Source organism: Streptomyces sp. NBC_01261 (assembly GCF_036226385.1).
Lineage (GTDB): Bacteria > Actinomycetota > Actinomycetes > Streptomycetales > Streptomycetaceae > Streptomyces.
Map to the genome: position 1 here is coordinate 11,486,246 of NZ_CP108463.1, position 19,049 is coordinate 11,505,294.

General features: G+C 69.0%; 20 protein-coding genes and 2 pseudogenes. 15 read left to right on the forward strand and 7 right to left on the reverse strand.

Annotation, left to right across the window (positions count from 1 at the left end; genetic code table 11):
- Positions 1 to 95: 95 nt before the first annotated feature.
- Positions 96 to 887 carry an SDR family NAD(P)-dependent oxidoreductase gene (locus OG226_RS51050; RefSeq protein ID WP_329353243.1) on the reverse strand — a complete coding sequence of 264 codons (792 nt, stop codon included), beginning with the start codon at positions 885 to 887 and terminating at the stop codon, positions 96 to 98.
- Between the two features lie 85 nt (positions 888 to 972).
- On the opposite strand from OG226_RS51050, the pseudogene OG226_RS51055 reads away from it, so the two are divergent.
- Positions 973 to 1,095, forward strand: a pseudogene (locus OG226_RS51055) (transcriptional regulator); the annotation flags it as partial.
- A gap of 68 nt (positions 1,096 to 1,163) precedes the next feature.
- Here OG226_RS51055 and OG226_RS51060 read toward each other — a convergent pair.
- The 4 genes and pseudogenes from OG226_RS51060 to OG226_RS51075 all read right to left on the reverse strand — a co-directional run.
- A pseudogene (locus tag OG226_RS51060) lies at positions 1,164 to 1,238 on the reverse strand (hypothetical protein); the annotation flags it as partial.
- A 9-nt stretch (positions 1,239 to 1,247) separates the two neighbouring features.
- On the reverse strand, positions 1,248 to 1,526 hold the full coding sequence (locus OG226_RS51065; protein ID WP_329353244.1) for a hypothetical protein: 279 nt from the start codon (positions 1,524 to 1,526) through the stop codon (positions 1,248 to 1,250).
- 52 nt (positions 1,527 to 1,578) lie between these two features.
- A complete protein-coding gene (locus tag OG226_RS51070; RefSeq protein ID WP_329353246.1) occupies positions 1,579 to 1,887 on the reverse strand; it encodes a hypothetical protein in 309 nt (102 codons plus the stop codon).
- Positions 1,888 to 2,080: 193 nt separating this feature from the next.
- Positions 2,081 to 2,449, reverse strand: coding sequence for a hypothetical protein (locus OG226_RS51075; protein WP_329353248.1), 369 nt, complete (start codon positions 2,447 to 2,449; stop codon positions 2,081 to 2,083).
- Positions 2,450 to 2,622: 173 nt separating this feature from the next.
- Between OG226_RS51075 and OG226_RS51080 the strand changes: the two genes are divergently transcribed.
- From OG226_RS51080 to OG226_RS51105, 6 genes are all read left to right on the forward strand, one after another.
- Positions 2,623 to 3,132 (forward strand): SigE family RNA polymerase sigma factor, encoded by a 510-nt coding sequence (locus tag OG226_RS51080; RefSeq protein WP_329353250.1) that lies wholly within the window; start codon positions 2,623 to 2,625, stop codon positions 3,130 to 3,132.
- An 8-nt stretch (positions 3,133 to 3,140) separates the two neighbouring features.
- Positions 3,141 to 3,455, forward strand: a complete 315-nt coding sequence (locus tag OG226_RS51085; protein WP_329353252.1) for a hypothetical protein — start codon at positions 3,141 to 3,143, stop codon at positions 3,453 to 3,455.
- Positions 3,456 to 3,604: 149 nt separating this feature from the next.
- The gene (locus tag OG226_RS51090; RefSeq protein WP_329353254.1) at positions 3,605 to 3,943 is read left to right on the forward strand and encodes a hypothetical protein; all 339 of its coding nucleotides are present in this window, start codon (positions 3,605 to 3,607) and stop codon (positions 3,941 to 3,943) included.
- A 202-nt stretch (positions 3,944 to 4,145) separates the two neighbouring features.
- A complete protein-coding gene (locus tag OG226_RS51095) occupies positions 4,146 to 5,081 on the forward strand; it encodes a nitrilase-related carbon-nitrogen hydrolase (protein WP_329353255.1) in 936 nt (311 codons plus the stop codon).
- A gap of 135 nt (positions 5,082 to 5,216) precedes the next feature.
- Positions 5,217 to 5,864 carry a hypothetical protein gene (locus tag OG226_RS51100; protein ID WP_329353256.1) on the forward strand — a complete coding sequence of 216 codons (648 nt, stop codon included), beginning with the start codon at positions 5,217 to 5,219 and terminating at the stop codon, positions 5,862 to 5,864.
- A 578-nt stretch (positions 5,865 to 6,442) separates the two neighbouring features.
- Entirely contained in the window at positions 6,443 to 7,588 is a 1,146-nt protein-coding gene (locus OG226_RS51105; RefSeq protein ID WP_329353258.1) for a Fic family protein, read from the forward strand.
- Between the two features lie 21 nt (positions 7,589 to 7,609).
- Here the strand turns inward: OG226_RS51105 and OG226_RS51110 are convergent, their stop codons facing one another.
- Positions 7,610 to 9,253 carry a DUF2637 domain-containing protein gene (locus OG226_RS51110; protein WP_443067032.1) on the reverse strand — a complete coding sequence of 548 codons (1,644 nt, stop codon included), beginning with the start codon at positions 9,251 to 9,253 and terminating at the stop codon, positions 7,610 to 7,612.
- Between the two features lie 985 nt (positions 9,254 to 10,238).
- Between OG226_RS51110 and OG226_RS51115 the strand changes: the two genes are divergently transcribed.
- The 6 genes from OG226_RS51115 to OG226_RS51140 all read left to right on the forward strand — a co-directional run bounded on the left by OG226_RS51115 (position 10,239) and on the right by OG226_RS51140 (position 14,596).
- Positions 10,239 to 10,571, forward strand: coding sequence for a PadR family transcriptional regulator (locus tag OG226_RS51115; RefSeq protein ID WP_329347215.1), 333 nt, complete (start codon positions 10,239 to 10,241; stop codon positions 10,569 to 10,571).
- A 77-nt stretch (positions 10,572 to 10,648) separates the two neighbouring features.
- On the forward strand, positions 10,649 to 11,392 hold the full coding sequence (locus OG226_RS51120; RefSeq protein ID WP_329347214.1) for an HD domain-containing protein: 744 nt from the start codon (positions 10,649 to 10,651) through the stop codon (positions 11,390 to 11,392).
- The gene (locus OG226_RS51125; RefSeq protein WP_329347213.1) at positions 11,389 to 11,667 is read left to right on the forward strand and encodes a hypothetical protein; all 279 of its coding nucleotides are present in this window, start codon (positions 11,389 to 11,391) and stop codon (positions 11,665 to 11,667) included. Before OG226_RS51120 ends, OG226_RS51125 begins: the two co-directional genes overlap by 4 nt.
- Before the next feature lie 261 nt (positions 11,668 to 11,928).
- A complete protein-coding gene (locus OG226_RS51130) occupies positions 11,929 to 12,648 on the forward strand; it encodes a hypothetical protein (protein ID WP_329347210.1) in 720 nt (239 codons plus the stop codon).
- Between the two features lie 327 nt (positions 12,649 to 12,975).
- Complete coding sequence (locus OG226_RS51135) at positions 12,976 to 13,713, forward strand: hypothetical protein (protein ID WP_329347209.1); 738 nt, start codon at positions 12,976 to 12,978, stop codon at positions 13,711 to 13,713.
- A 142-nt stretch (positions 13,714 to 13,855) separates the two neighbouring features.
- The gene (locus OG226_RS51140) at positions 13,856 to 14,596 is read left to right on the forward strand and encodes a hypothetical protein (protein ID WP_329347208.1); all 741 of its coding nucleotides are present in this window, start codon (positions 13,856 to 13,858) and stop codon (positions 14,594 to 14,596) included.
- Between the two features lie 686 nt (positions 14,597 to 15,282).
- Here the strand turns inward: OG226_RS51140 and OG226_RS51145 are convergent.
- Positions 15,283 to 16,317, reverse strand: coding sequence for a hypothetical protein (locus OG226_RS51145; RefSeq protein ID WP_329347207.1), 1,035 nt, complete (start codon positions 16,315 to 16,317; stop codon positions 15,283 to 15,285).
- A gap of 329 nt (positions 16,318 to 16,646) precedes the next feature.
- On the opposite strand from OG226_RS51145, the gene OG226_RS51150 reads away from it, so the two are divergent.
- Both OG226_RS51150 and OG226_RS51155 read left to right on the forward strand, forming a co-directional pair.
- Complete coding sequence (locus OG226_RS51150; RefSeq protein WP_329347206.1) at positions 16,647 to 17,801, forward strand: DNA-processing protein DprA; 1,155 nt, start codon at positions 16,647 to 16,649, stop codon at positions 17,799 to 17,801.
- Positions 17,716 to 19,014: a hypothetical protein gene (locus OG226_RS51155; RefSeq protein ID WP_329347204.1), complete on the forward strand. Its 1,299-nt coding sequence runs from the start codon at positions 17,716 to 17,718 to the stop codon at positions 19,012 to 19,014. The genes OG226_RS51150 and OG226_RS51155 overlap by 86 nt, the downstream gene beginning before the upstream one ends.
- Positions 19,015 to 19,049 lie beyond the last annotated feature (35 nt).

Consider the following 19,049-nt stretch of genomic DNA (forward strand, 5'->3'; position numbering starts at 1 on the left):
GGACCGACACCGAGCGCGTCGCCGGTGATTGAGATGCTGTCGCCGTTCATGTACGGGGTCGTGAAGGAGCGGCCCGGAGCGCGGGCCGCTCTTTTTCAGGCGCCGGCGCCGCCGTCGACCGGGACGATCGCGCCGGTCACGTACGAGGCGCGGTCGCTGAGCAGCCAGGCGGCTGCCTCGGCGATCTCCCGGGGCTCGCCCATCCGGCCCATCGGGATCTTTGCGCTCATTCCCTCGATGAGGCCGGGAGTGGCCGCTTCCCATTCGTCGATCATTTCGGTGGCGGTGCCGCCGGGGGTGATGCCGTTCACCCGGATGTTGGCGGGGGCCAGGTCGACCGCGGCGGTCTCGGTGAGGCTGTTGAGCGCGCGCTTCATGGCCCCGTAGGCGGGCAGGCCGGGATTGGCGCGGCGGCTGCCGATGCTGGAGGTGTTGACGATGGCCCCGCCGCCGCCCTGCCGCATGAGGGCGACCTCGGCGTTCATGGCGGTCCAGTGGGAGCGGAAGTTCACGGTGAACTGCTCGTCGATGTCCTCATCGGTGGTGGCGTCGACCGGGCCGGGCTGCTGGATCACTGCGCCGTTGTTGAAGGCACCGTCCAGGCGTCCGTGCAGCTCCTCGACGCGGTCGACGGCGGCGCGGATGCTCGCGGGGTCGGCGAGGTCCAAGGTGACGGCGTCGGCGACGCCGCCGTCGGCACGGATTTCCTTCACGATGCGGTCCAGGGCATCGGTGCTGCGGGCGGCGAGCACGACGGCGGCGCCCTCGGCGGCGAAGAGCCGGGCCGCGGCCGCCCCGATGCCGCGGCTGGCGCCGGTGATGAAGATGATCTTGCCAGTGAGCAGGCCAATGGGTGCGCTGTCGGTGGTGTTCGTGTGGTTCGTCATGGCAACAGCGTCCGGCCGGCTGCCGGCCGGATACAGGCACAGGCTGTACCAGGATCCGCCGCCGCGCCGCGCGCACACTGGGCGTATGGACAAACAGGAACTCGGGGCGTTCCTCCGCAGCCGCCGCGAGCGGCTCCGCCCGCAGGACGTCGGCATCCCCTCCGGCCCGCGACGCCGCACACCAGGTCTGCGCCGCGAGGCCTCGGCGAGGGTGACCGCGCGCTGATCGCGGACCTCTTCGGCGGTCCCGAAGCGGACGGAGGCGGGTGTGTGCCAGCCGATCCCCGAGTGCCGGTGCTCATGGTTGTAGTACGCGATGAACGTGTCGAACCACTCGCGGGCGTGAGCCAGCGAGTCGAACTACATCGTCGAGACAGAGCAGTGATAGCGCCCGGCATCCAGCTTACGGGCCCAGATCTGCGCGGGCGGCAGCTCCGCGTACTCGGCGCTGTTCATCAACTCCAGTACCGCAGCACGCTCTTCGGCCGTCACGGCCGACGGCTGCACTTGCGGGGCACGTGCTTTGCATGGTGGCACCGGCCGCAGCCGGGGGTAGTGGGTGGCCCGAGAGCGCCCGGTCAGCCGACAGGCGGCCATGATGCCCAGCTGAGCCTCAACACCGGTGAACGCCTCGTCCACGACAGGGCCGGCGGCAGGATTCAGTCCGCACTCTCGGAGATCATTTCCGGTTTCAGGAGTTCCTTGCGGTGCCGCCGGACGTGTAGTGCCTGATCGGCTTGGTGGTGGTGCGTGCGAAGGCGCGCAGCTCGATGCCGTTGTGCAGGATTGACAAGATGCTGTCCTCGACGATCACGGTGACGTGCTTGCCGATGCGGGGTGTTCCGACGTGCAGGCGCTGGCCGGTGACCTGCGTGCCGCCGTCGGTTGAGATCTTGCGCATGACCTGGGTGGGGCCGGGCGGGGGCGGCGGGAGCTGCTTCGTGGTGGCCCTGGCCCCGCTCAACTTCGCGGCCTGCGGGGGTGAGATGCGGGTCGGCATGGGGGCAGCCACATGTCCGTGGGGAACCGTTCCCGGGACACGCCACAGGGGCGCCCGATCTTCATCCAGGGCACGGTGCTACCCCTCCGAGGGGCAAGGAGGTCCACGGCGGGTCGTGCGGAGCAGCACGCCTCCCGCACCGGGCAAAGGCCCGAGGCTCTCGGGGAGGCGTGCGTACTCCTCGGGGTGGGGCTCAGCCCACCGCGTTCGCCCGCTCGGCCGTGCTCAGCGACGAGAGGGGTTCGGCGACAGACTTGGCGTGGACTGGGTTCGCGTGGGTGGCCGCAACCGGGTTCGCGTGGGTGGCCGCAACGGGGTTGGCGTGGGTGGCGGCGACCGGGTCCGCGTGGGTGGCCGGGACCGGGTTGGCGTGGGTGGCGGCGACCGGGTCCGCCTGCGTGGCCGGGACCGGGTTCGCGTGAGTGGCCGGGGTCGCGGCGCTGGCGACGCTGACCATCCCCGCGGCGGCCAGAACGGTTCCGGCGGCCACGCTGAACATCGCGCGGCGGTTATGCGAGAACTTGCGGTGCTTCGACAACGGTGTGCCTCTTCCTCGGATCACCGGACTCCCACCTGTGTGTGGAAGCCCTTTCGGGAGAGAGGTACGGAGTCGGGCGGTGGTCGGGTTGCACGGTGCGGCGGGAGAATTCTCCTGCCCGCACCGTGCAACCCCACAGGGCCGCTCCCCGTATGTATGACCGATGGAGTGGTGTGCAAGGGAGAGGCCGGCAAAGAGTGAGGGACACGGCCCGGGAACGAGAGTTCCGGGAATTTGCCGAGGCGCGGCAGGCGCAGCTCCGACGCAGCGCCTACCTGCTCTGCGGTGACTGGCACCAGGCACAGGACCTGACCCAGACGACTTTGATGAAGTTGTACGCGGCCTGGGGACGGGTCAGCCGGGACGGCAATGCGGATGCCTACGCTCGCACCATCCTCACCCGCACCTTCATCGACCAGTGGCGCAAGAGAGGCTGGCGTGAGGAGCCGGTGAGCGAGCCACCCGATCTCCCCTCGGACGTGTCCGGCGCACCGGAGTTGCGATTGATGATGCAAGAAGCCCTGATGGACCTGGCGCCCCGCTACCGGGCCGTGCTGGTCCTGCGGTTCTGGGAGGACTGGTCCGTCGAGCAGACCGCGCACGCACTGCGGGTGAGTCCGGGAACGGTGAAGAGCCAGAGCGCCCGCGGACTCGCCCGGCTGCGCGAGATCGTCGAAGGCCTTGACAGTGAAGGGACCAGGAGGTGAAACCGGCCATGAATGAGCACAACAACGACGCTCTGCACGCCGCCTTCCAGGCAGTCCTCAGCGCCGAGCCGGAGCCTGCACTGCCCAGCGTTGTCGACGCGGCCGTCGTCGGCGGCTTCCGGATCCGCCGCCGACGAGTCGCGCTCGCCACAGCCGGCGCACTGATCGTCGTGGCCTCCATGGCCGCCGTGGCCGTCAACCTGTCCTGGCTGGGCGGCGAACGGGCTCCAGTACCCCTGGCCCCCGCCAGCACCGCCCACCCCACACCGCACACACCCGAACCCGCTCGCACGGCAGCAGAGCCCCTTCCCTCCGGACACTGACAGCCACCGCCGCCGCCCCGGCATCAGGCTGTGCAGTCCAGGCAGATCCACACGGCCTCCGAGGTCCGCTTCCGCACACGACGGGGACCTGTACCAGGTGACCGCCACAGCCTCAAGATCATCTCTGTTGCGGTTTCTGGGAGTTGTCCGTGCCGCTGCTGATGCTGTCGATCGGCGAGCAGAGCACCCCGCTGGAGGACGTCGCCCGGATCATCCACCACGCGGTCACCCACTACAGCGACCATGAGCTGAACATCGCCGTGTCCTCGCTCGCCGACCCGGAGAGCCGGGATCACCGGATGGACGCACTGCTCGCGGCGTACGAGGCGGCGTACGGGGTGTTCCCGCACGAGCGGGTGCACTCCACGATGCGCGTCTACCTGGCCAACGAGCGACTGGAGGACCAGGCGGCCGTCCACCGCCCACGGCTGACACCGGTGGCGAAGTGGATGATCGTGTCCCTTGTCGTGGTGTTGGGGATCAACTGACTGTGGTGTTGGTGGTGTTGGGTAGCGCGGGCGCGCTTTCAGGGGGTTCGGGATAGAGCGCGTCCATGCTGCCTTCGGGGAGGTAGCGGCGGGACGAGTCGACACCGTCACCGAAGTGATCATGGTGTCCGACGCGGCAGTGATTCGTTTCTTTTCCTGTGGCGGTCGTGGGGATCGCCGATCATGGAAAGAGCACTCCTCGATGACGCAGCCCGTTCGTATCGTGTTCCGCTCCGCACTGCGTGACACGCCCGCCGTCGGCGAGGGTCTGCGGGTGGCGTTGTACCAGGGCCAAGGCCCGGTCGGCAGCCGGGAGGCGGTGCAGCGGAACATGGACCGGCTGGCCGAGGTCTCCGCTCTGGCCGCGGCCTACGACTGCCAGGTGGTGGTCTTCCCGGAGAAGTACACCACCGGCTACGCCATCGACCCCGGCCAGTGCCGGGAACTGGCAGAGCACCGCGAGGGCCCTTCCATCGACCGGGCCCGCCTGGCCGCCAAGGAGAACAGCCTCGCCCTGGTCCTGCCCTACCCCGAACGCGACGGGGGCGACTTCTACGACTCCATCAGCGTGATCTCCGCCGACGGACAGGTGGCCGCCAACTACCGCAAGACCCACCTCTACGGAGCGGCGGAGCGACGCAACTACTCCTTCGGCCAGGAACTGCCGCCCCTCGTGACGATCAACGGCATCACGGTAGGCGTGCTGAACTGCTACGAGTGCGAGTTCCCGCCGCTGTACCAGTACCTGGCCGAGCATGGCGCACAGATCGTGCTGGGCCCCACCGCGGCCGACGGCCACTTCCGTCTGGCCGACGGCACCATGAGCCGCGTTCCGTACCAGGACGCCACCTGCCACATCATCCCCGCCATGGCCAGCATCTGGCGCCTGTTCGTCGCCTACGCCAACCGCCGCGGCTGGGAACAGGTCCCCGCCGGCGCCTGGCAGTACCAGGGAAACTCCGGCATCTGGGGACCAGACGGCGAACCCCTGGTGGCGGCCACCGCTGAAGACCGCCACCAGGACTGCCTCCTGATCGCCGACTGTCTGCCGGCGGCCATCCCGCCCTTCAGCCCCGAAGGCCACCACCCCACCGACAACCGCCTCGCCCTTCAACCCCTCCTACGTCCCGCTCGCTGACAATAGAAGCCGGCCACCTGGCGATCCACACAGCGTCACCATCCACGGCCAGACAGCTCCCCGCTGACTGGCCGTCAATGGGGAGATCCAACTGGCCACTACCAGACATGGGAACCTCACCATGGGCATCCCGCGGTGCCCTACGACTCCGAGGACACGCTGGAATCCTGGTATGTCACGGTCACCTACGGGATGGCGAGTGACGAGGAGTGGGAAGACGAAGAGGACGGGGACGATGGTGCCCCGGCTGCGGGATCCGAGATCGGGCATCTGATCCTGTGGAGGCTGCGTGACTGCACCGGCGACAACCGGTGGGAGGCGGCGGACGCCGAGTCTGGCGATCTTGAGGTCATTGTCTCCGCGGTCTTTGGCCGTTCCCAACGCACCGGCTACAGCGCCGCGTTCGAGAAAGCTGTCACCCACCCCGTCGGTGATCTGCTGATCCTCGACCGCGTCAGCCTCGACAAGGAATGGAGAGGTTTCGGACTGGGTCCGGCCCTCGCTGGTGAGGCGGTCCGTCGCCTGTCCGGGGGCTGTTGCGCGGTGGCGGTATTTCCCGCGATGGGCGAGTACCCCGAAGGCCGTGAGCAGGTCACCGAGGCCCACCGGCGCCAGGCGAGGAAGAAGATCGCCGCGCTGTGGGAGAGCATCGGCTTCCAGCCGTTCCGCCGCGGGGTGTGGCTTCTGGACACCGCCTTGCGCCAGCCGGAGGAACTCATGAAGGCCCGGCGCGCTGAACTGCGCGCGCTCGGCACGGCCTTCCAACGTCGCCCGTCCGCCTGAGAGCGGGCCTGCGGACCCCACGGCTACGGCAGATGACGGTACCCAGGGTTGGCGGCGGAGCCCGCGTACGATCGCGGCTTCCTGGGCGCCGGGCACCCCGAAGATCAATCCCCCCAGCCCCCGTGAATGCCACATCACCATCGCGAGTGGCACATCCGGCCCTCCACATCCCCATCCTGAGTGGCAATCAACAGCCCGGCGGCCGGATCGGAGTCCACTCCCCGCGGCTGAACTTCCGGCCCGTCTCGCTCGCCACCATGCCCGTCTGGTGGGCGGCTGAGACCACGTGGCTGGTTGCCACCTGGCGGCCGCCGACTTCTGGGGTGGGTCAGAACGGGCCGGGCTCGATGATCGCCTCGTCGCGATCTGGCCGGAACCTCGGGGGCGAGCACCGGGGGCGGCGGCCAGGGCGAGCAGCGTGCGCCGGCGCTGGGCGGGGTCGAGTTCGTCGTGGCCGAAGCGGTGCGGTGACGGCCACTGCCGCGGTGGGTGCTGTCGAAAGACCGGCCCCGCGCTCCGGGCCAGCTTCACCAGTAAAGGATGACGCTCCGATCCTACGTGTGTCGTAGTATCAATGCATGCTGTTCACGACACCTTCCTTGACCTCGGACGACCGCCGTGTCATTGAGGAGATCGAGGCGCTGCGTACGGAGTTCCGTCACCGGCTGGCCCAGCCCCGGCGGTGGGAAGGACAACTGCGCCGCTCGCTCACAGCTGCCGCCGTTCGGGGCTCGACGCACATCGAGGGCTACACGATCAGCGCCGAGGACGCCGAGAGCCTGGTGGCCGGCGGAGACCTCTCTCCCGACACCGACGAAGCCACCCGCGACGCCGTCACCGGATACCGCGACGCCCTCACCTACATTCAGCGCGCGTCGGGATTCCGGATCTTCTCCTGGGACCACACCCTGCTCTCGGCCCTGCACTTCATGATGGCCAGGACTGCCGATGAGGAGATACACCCTGGCGAGTACCGAACCAGCGGCGTATGGGTGTCAGGGGGCCCCAACCGCTCGCCGGTCTATACCGCTCCGGACCCGGAGCACGTACCCGCCCTGATGGACGAACTCCTCCACTGGCTTGCCGAGGAAGACGTGGACGCCCCGGCCCTCGTGCGAGCCTCCATGGCACACCTCAACCTCGTCTCCATCCATCCCTGGCGCGACGGCAACGGCCGCATGTCCCGTGCCGTCCACACCCTCGTCCTCGCGCGCGAGGGCATCCTCGCCCCGGAGTTCTCCAGCATCGAGGAGTGGCTGGGGACGGACGACTTCAACACCCGCGAGTACTACGCAGCCCTGCGTACTGTCCAGGCGGGCTCCTGGCAGCCGAAGCGTGATGCCGCCTCTTGGATCAGGTTCTGCCTCACTGCCCACCACCTCCAGGCCCAGGAAGTGCAGCGCCGTTTCGAAGCGGCGTCCCGGCTCTGGTTCCGCCTGGAGCGCCTCGCCGAGCAGCACCGGCTCGACGAACGCACCGTCTCCGCCCTCTACGCCGCGGCCCAGGGGTACCTGCGCCGCACCACCTACCAGGCCGAGGAAGCCCTCACCCGCGACCAGGCTCTGGCTGATCTCCGTACTCTGCGACGCCTGGACCTCATCGAGTCTGTCGGCCACGCCCGCACCCAGCGGTACATCGCCGCCTCCGTTCTCCGAAAGATCCGCGCCGAGGTACATGCAGAGGTCCACGCTGACCTGTACCGCGAGCCCTACCAGCAGCGGTGAGCGTACAGACCCGCGGACCGGTCAGGGCATTCCTTGACGGGTGAGGCCTTGCCAGCGGTGTTCGAAGGTGTGGTGGTGTTTTTTGAGGTCGGTCGTGTGGATGGGTTGGTTGTATTGGGCGGTGATGCCGTGTTGTGCAAGGTCTTTGGTGACGTGGTCAGGGTCGGGGTGGTCGTCGATGGCCCGGTGGTGGGCCCAGACGGTGTAGATCCGGAACTGAAGGAAGTAGCGGGCGAGTGTCTTGGGCCTGATCGGCTGGTTGTCGCGGTCGAGGATTCCCTGCCGGGCGAGGTATGCGGACAGTTGGGCCGCGTCGGGCTCCGTATCCAGTTGTTGGTGGAGGTCCTGCCAGGCCAGGTAGTAGCGGTCGACCGGGGTGAGGCCGTGCCGAGGGGGCGTCGTCGGTTCGCCGGACGTCAACTGGTTGGACGTCAGCTTGTTGGACAGGGCAGGCGTGGTGGGTCCTGCTTCCTCGCCGGAATGTGGGGTCTGCGTGTGTCGTAGAGGGGCTCCTACGTGTTCGGATGCGGATGGGGAGTGTCCGGGCTGCTGTGTTTCTGAGGCCATGTGGGTTGGGGGACTGGAGTTGGAGGCCGTTTCGTCCGGAGTGGTGTGCAGGGCAGGCGGTTGTTCATCCCGTTCCCGCTCCTGTTCCTCGTCGTTGTGGGTGTGCTCCTTCAGGTCGTACTCGGGGTTGTAGCCGTCCTTGTAGGCGGCCTCTTGCAGCGTGCCGTTGAACCACGCACTCGTGTTCTGTTCGGGTTGCGGGATGTGCTGGGGCTGTTGGGAAGGCGTGTTGTCCTCGTCCTCGGGCCCGGGGTGTGGGATGTGTTCCGGTTGTTCGGGGGGCTTGTTGTTCTCAAGATTGGGGCCAGGAACTTGTTCTCTTCGCAGTGCCGTCGCCTCTGTTCGGGTTGTCCGAGTGACGGACCTGTCCGGGGCCGGGCCGGGTGGTGCCGGGGTGTGCTGGACGGTGGGTGCCGTCGGCTGTTCCGGCTCGCGGGCCGGCTCCGACTGTGGTGTGGGGGGGTGGAGTTCGGGTTCGATGTCGGTGGCGGTGAGGCCGGTGGGGGTGGTCTGGGTGAGGGGTATGCCGTAGCGGGTCAGGCGCAGTGGCATGATCGATTCCACCGGGGCTTTGTGGCGCCAGGCGTGGCCGTAGCGGGTGTGGAGGCGGGCCTGGTAGACGAGGCGGTCCTGCTCCCGTTTGATGGCCTGTTCGTAGGAACGGAGTTCCCAGAGCTTCATGCGGCGCCAGAGCAGGAACGTGGGGATGGGGGAGAGCAGCCAGCGGGTGAGGCGGACGCCCTCCATGTGCTTGTCGGCCGTGATGTCGGCGATGCGGCCGATCGCGTGCCGGGCCGCCTCCACCGAGACCACGAACAGGATCGGGATGACCGCGTGCATGCCGACGCCGAGCGGGTCGGGCCAGGCCGCGGCGCCGTTGAACGCGATGGTGGCGGCGGTCAGCAGCCATGCCGTCTGGCGCAGCAGGGGGAAGGGGATGCGGATCCAGGTCAGGAGCAGGTCGAGGGCGAGCAGGACACAGATGCCCGCGTCGATGCCGATCGGGAAGACATACGCGAAGGTGCCGAAGCCCTTCTTCAGGGCGAGCTCGCGCACGGCGGCGTACGAACCGGCGAAGCCGATACCGGCGATGACCATCGCACCGGAGACGACCACGCCGATGAGTCCTCGCTGGGTGCGGCTGAGGGCGGCCGGGGCACGGTGCGGCCCGGGTGGGAGGGCGTCGGTCTGCGCTGCATCGTGGTCCGCTCCCGGTCCCGCTCCCGGTTCTGGTCCTGCGCCTGCGCCCGCTCCCGCTCCCGCTCCCGCTCCCGCTCCCGCTCCCGCTCCTGCGCCCGCTCCCGCTCCCGCTCCCGGTCCCGGTCCCGGTCCCGGTTTGGGGTTGGGGTTGGGTTTGATGGGAGGGGTGGGTGTGGGGGTTGGTGGTGAGGGTGGTGGTGAGGGTTGGGTTGTGGTCATGGCTGCTGTGTCCGGTGGGGGTGTGGTGCGCCGAGGAGGTCGTTGATGAGTTGTTCGGTGTCCGGCTCCAGTGAGCAGTCCAGTGCCCGGTTCACCTGCTGGACACGGGCGATGGCTGTCCCGGTCCTCTTTTGCTGAGCAGATCCTTGAGCGCTGACCTGTGGATTGCTCAGTTCGGAGAGCGGGATGCATCCGGGGTTGACCAATGGCCAGTGCTGACCTGGTCGGTTCCTTTGTGTCTGTGACCTGCGGCTTCGTAAGTGGTTAAGCTGGTCTGCTCTCCGTGAGCGTTGATTGCTCAGTGTGGGAGGGGCGCCGGTAGTAGCGGACGGGTGGCTGGTTGGAGTGGTGGTCGGGCGATCTTGCTTGGTCGGTTCAACCGCTGCTGGTTGGTGGGTTGTTCGCGGAGATCGAGACGCTTGAAGTCGGTCGGAGGAGCCGGGCTGCCGCGCCGTGTCGGTTGGTGCGGCGAACGTGGTGAGTAGGTCGCCGGCCACAGGACCTGCATTGGTCAGGCGGACAGCTCTAACGCCCCTGCATCTCACGCGGCCGCGCTGCCGGTTCGGCAGCGCGGCGAAACCTCCGGTCTCATCCTCGAGGGCGTTACGTTCCCTAGACATCCCATATATAGGCTATATAGAGTACGGCTATGGGTAGTCCGCGTATGACCCTGCAGACCCAACTGGTGCTGCGGGCTTTGCTGGTGGATCCCGCCAAGCAGTGGTACGGCCTCGAGCTGTCCGCACTGGCGGGACTGGCGCCGGGCACGATCTATCCGATCCTCGTCCGGCTGGAAGAGGCCGGCTGGGCGGAGAGCACCTGGGAAGACCCGGCCATACACGAGAAAGCCGGACGGCCGCGCCGCCGCTTCTACCGGATCACCGAGTACGGAGCCGAAGAGGCCCGCCTGGCCCTCGCGCGCGTCTACCGTGCCCGCAAAAAGCCGCTGCCGGGCTGGGTGGCAGTGCACCCGGTCGGCGATGGGGGAGTGTCATGAGGGCGTGGCACCGGTTAGCTGCCCGGCCGGGCAGCCGGCATGACAACAGTTCTTCCCTTGAAGGCCTATTGGGTGTCGTGAGGGCGCACCACCCCGCCGCCGATCTCGCTTCCATCGAGCTCGCCCACGAGGAGGCCGCCCGCTGGCACGAGGGGCAGACCCGCCGCAGCGGCGACCCGTACCTGACCCACTGTCTTGCCGTTGCCCGGATCGTCGCCGATGTGGGTATGCCGCCGACCGTGGTTTGCGCCGCCCTGTTGCACGACGTCATCGAGGACACACTCTGTCCGCCGAGTCGTCTGGCCGGGCAATTCGGCCTGTGCGTCGCCCAATTGGTGGCAGATGTCAGCACCGTCGACCTGCGTGCCATCCCGCCGGACGCCGCGCCGCGGTCTGTCCAGCGGCCGCACAGCGAGGCGGTGCTGGTCATTCGCCTTGCCGACCGACTCCACAACATGCGCACCATAGAGTTCGTCGCCGCGGCCAAGCAGTACGGCAAAGCCCGCGAGACCATCGAAGTCTTCGCCCCCCTGGCCCGCGCGGCGGGCTTGGCCGACGTCAGCCGTGAACTGCACGATCTTTCCGCGGCCGTGCTCCAGCCAGCACCGAACCCCTACGCCGTCACCACACGCCTGCTGGCCCTGCTCACTCTGTTGCTGCCCGGTGCGCAGCGAGCCCGATGGCGACAGGAATGGCAAGCGGAACTGGCCGCCCTGCCCACCCGCCGCACCCGTGCCTGTTTCACCTTCCGGGTGCTGCTCAGCACGCCCCACCTGTCCATGACCCTGCGCCGCCCCGTCTGCCGGGAGCCACGACGATGAGGTGGACAGCCCGCATCGGCGGCCTGCTCGGGGCGGCGGCCGCCTTCGCGGCAGCCATGGTGAACGCAGGCCCACCCGGCTGGGTGGCCGCAGGACTCACCGCAGGCGCCTTCATCCTGCTCGTGCTCGTCCTGTTCCTCCCGAGCGAGACACCCGCCCGCCGCCTGGGGCAGCTCATCCTGGCCTGGCGAAACCCCACCGGAGCCACCGCCGGACCAAACCCCCGCCCGCTCTCCAGCGCGCCCTCCCCGACCACCCGAAACGGCGGCATCTGACCTCGCAGGCGGCAAGTCCCCTCAGTAACGCGGGCTCTGACGTTGCCTGTGATCAAACCGAATGATTCGGCGGTCAGTCGGCCACGGCCGGTCCGGGAGTCCGCGTCGTGGGTCCGCAACTGGCGCAGGGCCCCGACCGGCCGGTCCCTTCCCCTTCCGGCAGTGGCGGTCTTCGGTGCTCCGGTGCGTCCGGGGCCTGGCAGGATGGAGCAGTTCACACGGCTTGGGGGAGAGCCGCGCAGTTAAGGGGGCATCGTGGGGATGGAACGTGAGGTGTCGGAGGAACTGTGCCGGCACTGCGGTGAGCCGATCGTTTTCGTCAACGACCGCTGGAGCCACGGTCGTTACGGGTTCGGGGGATGGGGAACGGTTGGCTGCAGCGCTTACAGCTACACCGCGCACGGTGACTGGGACCGGCGCCTGACCAAGTCGGAGAAGGCGGCACCCCGAACGCGCGGACAGCGCATGGGGCGTGAGGAGTTCCCCGACTGGCCGGGACTGCAGCAGCAGCGCCGTGAAGCCGAGCGCAAGGAACGGGAAGCGGCCGAGCTGGCGGCGACACGCTTCGCACCGCCCCTGGCCCGGGCCGTGAAAGCAGCCGAAGAGATCATCGCGGATCCGGCCAGCACCACGTTCCGGGCCCTGGAGCGGCGCCGTCAGGCGGTGTGTGTGGCGATGGAGCGGCAGGCCTCCCGGACCGCCGCTGCGCGCCTTAAGTCCGGCAGTATGCCGGGGTATCCCGCTGCTGGGGATGAACTCGACCGGCTTCTTCAGCTCACTCAAGAGCTGTTTCGAGCACTGCGTGCCGCAGAGGGGCTCCTGCCTCCTGCAGAGGCGGTCAAGGCCGCCACGAGCCGCTACGCTGCGCGCATCGACCAGGTCGCGACGGAGCGCTACAGCCGTCTTCCCGTCAGCGCCGATGGGGCCTTCGAGGAACGTCGTGCGCTGGATGCGGCCCGGCAGCGGGTTCAACAGCCGTAGCGGTGCTGGGGCGCCTCATCACAACGGCGAGGCGAGGGCCTCAAACCTTACCCGGGCCGGGCCGTTCCGGCGTTGTCGTTGCTGGGGTGTGGGCTCGCTACCGCCTGCGCCGCTGAGGGGTGCCGCGGTCGGCACGGAACGAGTAGCCCGGGTGCGGAGGCGTCCTCCTGCCTGACGTGCCCGCTACGCCATGGGACCGGTGACGCGACCGAACCGGTCCGGAAGCGGGGCCAAGGCGCCCAGCTCAAACGAGACCAGCCCACGTCCAGGGTCCTGTTCGAACCGTTTCCCGGTGGGATGTCAGTGCCTGCTCCTAGTCTCTTTGCCATGACGTTAGCGATGCCCAGACGGCCGGTCAGTGAACTCCCGGGTGATCCTGCCCGTCTTCACTTCCATTACGGCTATGGGCATCCCGCGGTGCCCTACGACTCCGAGGACACCCTGGAATCCTGGTATGTCACGGTCACCTACGGGATGGCGAGTGACGAGGAGTGGGAAGACGAAGAGGACGGGGGCGATGGTGCCCCGGCTGCGGGATCCGAGATCGGGCATCTGATCCTATGGAGGCTGCGTGACTACACCGGCGACAACCGGTGGGAGGTGGCGGACGCCGAGTCTGGCGATCTTGAGGTCATTGTCTCCGCGGTCCTTGGCCGTTCCCAACGCGACGGCTACAGCGCCGCGTTCGAGAAAGCTGTCACCCACCCCGTCGGTGATCTGCTGATCCTCGACCGCGTCAGCCTCGACAAGGAATGGAGAGGTTTCGGGCTGGGGCCGGCCCTGGCCGGCGAGGCGGTCCGCCGCCTGTCCGGGGGCTGTTGCGCGGTGGCGGTATTTCCCGCTATGGGGGAGTACCCCGAAGGCCGTGAGCAGGTCACCGAGGCCTACCGGCGCCAGGCGAAGAAGAAGATTGCCGCGCTGTGGGAGAGCATCGGCTTCCAGCCGTTCCGCCGCGGGGTGTGGCTTCTGGACACCGCCCTGTGCCAGCCGGAGGAACTCATGCAGGCCCGGCGCGCTGAACTGCGCGCGCTCGGCACGGCCTTCCAACGCCGCCCGTCCGCCTGAGAGCGGGCCTGCCGGACCCCACGGCTACGGCAGATGACGGCACCGAGGGTTGGCGGCGGAGCCCGCGTACGATCGCGTCTTCCGGGGGCGTAGTGGCGCGGATGACGCGAACGCCGCGAAGAAGAGGAGGAGTTGGCGAGTCATGGGGGAGAGCGGAGCGGTGGACGAGGATATTCAGGATGCGCTGGGCTGGGCACGGCAGCGTCTTGAGGAGATGGGCGTCTTTGCGGCACAGGACGGACTGCGGTGGGCGGCGGCTCACGGCCTCGTCATGTCCGTGTGGCGCAACGGTCCGATCGAGAACGCGCATGCTTCCCGGCCGACCAGTCGGCGCAAGGCGTTGCGCGACGGGACGATGTTCGCCCGCAACACCTGGCTCATCCGGCAGGCGTTCGACGTCCTGGGCTCCGACGACGAGTTCCGTCTCTATGAGCTGGAGGACCTGATCCTGGACCGGGACATGATCTGGCCGGGATGCGAGGGGACCCTGACGGACTTCGGCTGGGGGTTCCTCGGGGAGATCAAGAAGCAGGTGAAACAGCGCATCGACATGTTCGGGCACTTCGAGAAGGTCCTGCCGCCTGACGACTTCCTCGTCTTCGCCGGCGCTCCCCGGATCGGGACCCACGACGACCATTACGGCATGCCGAAGTGGCCTGCCTGCGTGGACGCGGCGATACGCCGACTGCGCGGCGAGGACGAGGAGTTCTGGCGCGCACGGGGGGATTTGATGACCCGTATCGGTCCCGCTCCTGCTTCCGTCACCGCGGACCTTGAAGCAACCCGGAATCTGCTGCTGGGGGCCCCATGGGAACTGGGCGCCGAAAGCCTGGGCTGGTTCGCCTGGAATCCGGTCCTGCGATCACCGCGCACGACGCCCTAGGCCCAGGCAGGAACAACGGCCGCGCCTCGCAGTACGCACCGCCGCCCGTGGCACCTAAACACCGCGGCCTGGCGCCGGCCCGCCCTCCCAGGGGGCGGGGCCGTGTGGCCAACAACAGGCGGCAGTCCGGGAGTTGTCACCGCGACGGTGCGTTGCCTTCGTGCGGAGCGCCGCCGTGCCGGATGCCGGGAGGACCGGCGTTCGCACGAGAGGGCAGCCGCCCGATGCAGGGGTGGTGTCAGCCCTCGCGAGGCGCTGCGGGACGGTGCGGGCCCCGTCCGGAATACCGGACAGCACCGTTGGCGATCATGATCTCGTGGGCGGGGACCATGCGCGGTGGCAGCCGGCGCACACCGCCGTGGCCCACCCGGCCGGCGTGTCACCGCGCGCCCCGTGCCCGCGCCGAGCGCGGCAGCCTCCGCCGCGGCGGCCCTGACGAACCGGGCGGCCGCCGCGCGGGCGGCCTGCTCACCCGTGTCGGTCTGCACCCGCGGGCCTTCGAACTTCGCCTTCACCCCAACAGCACGGTAGCCGGGCCGTCGGGCGGCCAACTGCTCGTGCAAACGGTGCAGTACGGTGTGCCGGCCCGGGCCGAGGCCGTTGGCAGGCGAGGAATCTGCATCACCGGCAGATCCAGTGCGGGGCCCTTCTCGTGCACGGCCTCCTCCTCGCCCGTTCTCCTGTCTTCAGGGCACGTCGAGGTCGAACTGCTCCAGCCAGTCGGCGTTGCCTGCCCCGGCGACAGCCACGACACCGCACGTCAGCCAGATCATCGCCGGCAGCAGATCGTCGCCCAGGTCCTCGGTCACCTCCGCCACGGTCACATCGCCGGCCCCGGGAACTCCGATCAGCCCCGACATCCGGGAGGCCGTCTCGCCTGCCCGGCCGCCGAGGTACTCATCGACCCACGCCGTGGCCGCCTTGGCCTGCGCCGGCGACAGGCCCGACTCCCGCGCCCCGGCCAGCCATCCCGCCAGCACCCCGAACGACACGCCTCCCGCCAGCCCGGCGGCCTCGTCCCCGGACTCCTCCGCCAGCCGCTCCAGCCCGATCACAACCCGCAGCGCGATGCGCGGATCGCGCCGCGCCAGGATCGTGGCCACCACGTTGCGCAGACTGGCGACCGCCGCCGTCCGGCCGTCACCGGGAAGATCCTCGCCCGCGACGGCTTCGGCCCCGGCGGCTTCCTGTTCGCCGAGTGCCGCCGACTGGTAGGCGTGCACGGCATCGCTGAAGGCCATCACCTCGGCGGCGGAGAAGGTGTGCCGGTTGTCCTCCGTCACCAGATACCCGCACTCGCGCCAGGCGTGCACGAACGCGGGATCCACGCCCGAACGGTCCGCCGCCTCCAGCAACTTGTCCATCACCGGGCCGATGCCCTCCTGCGTCAAAGGGCGCGGCTCGTCAGCGTCGGGATCGAAGAAGACCGGATCGTGCGGGCCGGGCGGCCGTCCGAACTTCTCTTCGAAAGCGGCCCGTTGCCCCTCCATCGCCTGCCGCATGTGCACATCCACCTCCGAGCCGGCAGCCCAGGACACCTCGACCGAACCATCCGCCCCCCTGCGCCGCTGCACAAACCGCGGATCGCCCTGACGCTGCGCCACCACCCGGGCATGCTCCTCGGTGAACTCCTCCACCGCCGCCGTGCGCCGCTGCTGCTCCGCGCGGCCACGCGCCCGCGCGTTGTCCCGCTGACGCTGCGCCTTCGACTTCTTTCCCAACGATCTGCCTTCCTCCTGCGGCCCGGACATGTCGACCCTAAGCAGTCCGCCGCTTCACGGACGCCCTTTGCACACAAGATGAAAGACCCGTCGGCCACCCCTGCAAAATGCCCGGGCCCCAAGAGCCCGTCCTGCCGCCGTCCGAGGAGCGCTGCGGTGGCAGGACAAGCCGGGACAGGCCCCCGCCCTGCACCACCGCTGCCGGTTCGAAGGGAGAATCCGGCAGCGGTGGTGCACGAGGACCCGAAACCCGCGATCCCGGCACGAGTCACACCTGCGGCCGCCCATTGCACGGGCGCCGCCCGGCGTCTGCCAGGTAGGGTGCTGGGGTGGATCAGCACGGCACTCAGGGAGAACGCGGGCGTTCCGCTCCCGACGGGCAGCCCACGCTGTGGCAGGTCCCCGATGACTCCGCCACCGGCATGCCCTTCGCGGTCGCGCTCCTCGCCCTCGGTTCCGCCCACGGCCTGGGACACAAGGGACTGCACGCGCTGGTACGGGAACACCGGGAACAACTCGGCCGGCTATGGGACGTTCCCGACAGCCGCCTGGCCGACGAGCTCGCCCGCGTCAAAGTCCCCACCGCCCGCAAGGTCGCAGACGAGATCAGCACCCATCGTGCCGACCTGCTGGCAACGGCCCGGGCCAAGGCCGACGAACTCGCCCAGCACAACATCAGCATCATCGGCCCCTCCGCGCTGCCGGCCCGGCTCGCTGCGCTCCCGGGCGCACCGTTGTGGCTGTTCGTCGAGGGCGACCCCAGTGCCCTGTACGAGGGCCCGCACGTCGCGGTCGTCGGCACCCGGGACGTGACACCTGACGGCGTGCGCGCCACCGAAGCCGCCGTGCGCACCCTGGCCGCCTACCCGGTCACCCTGGTGTCCGGTCTCGCCAACGGCGTCGACGCGGTCGCGCACCGGGCCGCCCTGCGCGACGGAGTACGCAACGTCGCCTTCCTCGGCCACGGCATCGACATCATCTTCCCGGCCGAGACCGCGGACATCCGCGCCCGCATCGTCCGCACCGGCGGGGCCGTCGCCAGTGAGTACCTGCCCGGCGAGTACTACCGCAAGGCCCAGTTCGTCCAGCGCAACCGCCTCCAGGCCGGTCTCGCGGATCTCGTCGTCGCCGCCGAGGGACGGCGCACCGGCGGCACCGCCCATACCGTGCGCTTTGCCGCCACCTACCGCCGCCCGGTCATCGGCTTCACCTGGCCCGGCGCTGGCGATCTGGCCGACCTGATCGGCACCGAGCCCACCGGGCGGCTCATCGACATCTTCACCACGGCCGGCCGCCGCACCCTCGACGCTCTGTGCCGCAGCGCGGCCGACTCCTACGGACACACCACCTTCGGCCTGAGCCTGGTCGAGCGCCAGCTCGGCCGCGAGGCGGAACTGCGTGCCCTGCCCCCCGAAGACCTCGTACGGCTACGGCAGTTCCTGGATGATCTGCTGGGCCAGGAAGACGGTGGTCATGCCCGCTAAGGCAGTCATCTTCGACTACAAGACCCTCCTTCTGAAGCCCGGTAATGCCGCGGCCGCCGAGACGGCCGCGCTGCTGCACAGCCTTGCCGCGCGGGGACTGCAGTGGTGCATCCTGTCCACTGACCCGCTCTCGCCGGCGCAGAAAGAGCGGATACAGCAGCTCGGCTATCCCGCCCCGAGCCTGCTGGTCGACCGGTCCCACATAGCCGGCGGCAAGAACCGCGGCTCACCGGCCTGGATCGATGCCGTCACCACCGCCCTGCACCTGCAGCGGTATGAGCTGCTGTATGTCGGCTGCACGGCCCTGGACTGGCGCACCGCCATCAACTCCGGCGTCATGTACCAGCACGCCGCCTGGGCCGCCCCGATGCCCGGCGGCACCACCTCGCTCGTCGCCCACGCTCCCGGCGACGTGGACAGGTTCCTGGAGATGTTCCTTTCGGGCGACCCGAGTTGGTCGCACCGCACCGATCAGGACAACTGGTCACTGCGCTCGCTGCTGCCGGCTTCCGCGCGGCTGCCCTCGACCTCGCCCGGCACCACCTTCAGGCTCCAGGACGTCTTCACCTACAAAAGGCCGGTGGAGATCGGGGATGCGGACGCCCGGAGCGTCCTCATGCTGTTCGTCCTCGCCTACGCCTATCTGGAAGACCTGATCCCTGCCAGTCCCTACTTCTGCATCTACCCCAGCAGCACGAGCGGTCAGGTCAGCGAACGGCTGAAGACCTATCTGGACAAGGCAGCCGCACTCTTTCACGGCTACTACCGCGAGGACCTCCTCGTCCGCGCCGTCGACGCCCCGGACACCAGCCTGGAGCGCTGGAAGGCCAGCCAGGGCCAGGCGGCTAAGGACGTCTCCATCGCCACGCAGGCCCAGACGGTGCACTTGGGCCCCGGCTACCGCGGCAAGCTCGGCGCGAAAACCGTCGTCGTCGTCGACGACTTCACCACCCACGGCATGTCCCTGGAATGGGCGCGCCTCCTGCTGACCGCAGCCGGAACCCGGCGGATCGTCATGCTCACCGTCGGCAAGTACGGCAGCCGGCACACCCGCTACGACCTCAAAGACCCCAGTACGCTCGCCCCGTACCGGATCAACACCCTTACCGCTGACAGCTTCACCACGACCTCACTGACCCCCGTCTTCGACCCCCAGGCCGAAGGCCGCCTCTACCAGCGCCTCGCCGCAGCTCTGGACTCCTCCCAGGACTGACAACACCACCGGCCGGCCCCGTACAGGCCGACAAG

What these genes read in the sequence shown, in the direction of transcription:
- OG226_RS51050 (WP_329353243.1), bottom strand. Translation starts at nt 887, where the DNA reads ATGACGAACCACACGAACACCACCGACAGCGCACCCATTGGCCTGCTC.
- OG226_RS51070 (WP_329353246.1), bottom strand. Translation starts at nt 1,887, where the DNA reads ATGCCGACCCGCATCTCACCCCCGCAGGCCGCGAAGTTGAGCGGGGCC.
- OG226_RS51085 (WP_329353252.1), top strand. Translation starts at nt 3,141, where the DNA reads ATGAATGAGCACAACAACGACGCTCTGCACGCCGCCTTCCAGGCAGTC.
- OG226_RS51095 (WP_329353255.1), top strand. Translation starts at nt 4,146, where the DNA reads ATGACGCAGCCCGTTCGTATCGTGTTCCGCTCCGCACTGCGTGACACG.
- OG226_RS51105 (WP_329353258.1), top strand. Translation starts at nt 6,443, where the DNA reads ATGCTGTTCACGACACCTTCCTTGACCTCGGACGACCGCCGTGTCATT.
- OG226_RS51110 (WP_443067032.1), bottom strand. Translation starts at nt 9,253, where the DNA reads ATGGTCATCGCCGGTATCGGCTTCGCCGGTTCGTACGCCGCCGTGCGC.
- OG226_RS51115 (WP_329347215.1), top strand. Translation starts at nt 10,239, where the DNA reads ATGACCCTGCAGACCCAACTGGTGCTGCGGGCTTTGCTGGTGGATCCC.
- OG226_RS51125 (WP_329347213.1), top strand. Translation starts at nt 11,389, where the DNA reads ATGAGGTGGACAGCCCGCATCGGCGGCCTGCTCGGGGCGGCGGCCGCC.
- OG226_RS51130 (WP_329347210.1), top strand. Translation starts at nt 11,929, where the DNA reads ATGGAACGTGAGGTGTCGGAGGAACTGTGCCGGCACTGCGGTGAGCCG.
- OG226_RS51135 (WP_329347209.1), top strand. Translation starts at nt 12,976, where the DNA reads ATGACGTTAGCGATGCCCAGACGGCCGGTCAGTGAACTCCCGGGTGAT.
- OG226_RS51140 (WP_329347208.1), top strand. Translation starts at nt 13,856, where the DNA reads ATGGGGGAGAGCGGAGCGGTGGACGAGGATATTCAGGATGCGCTGGGC.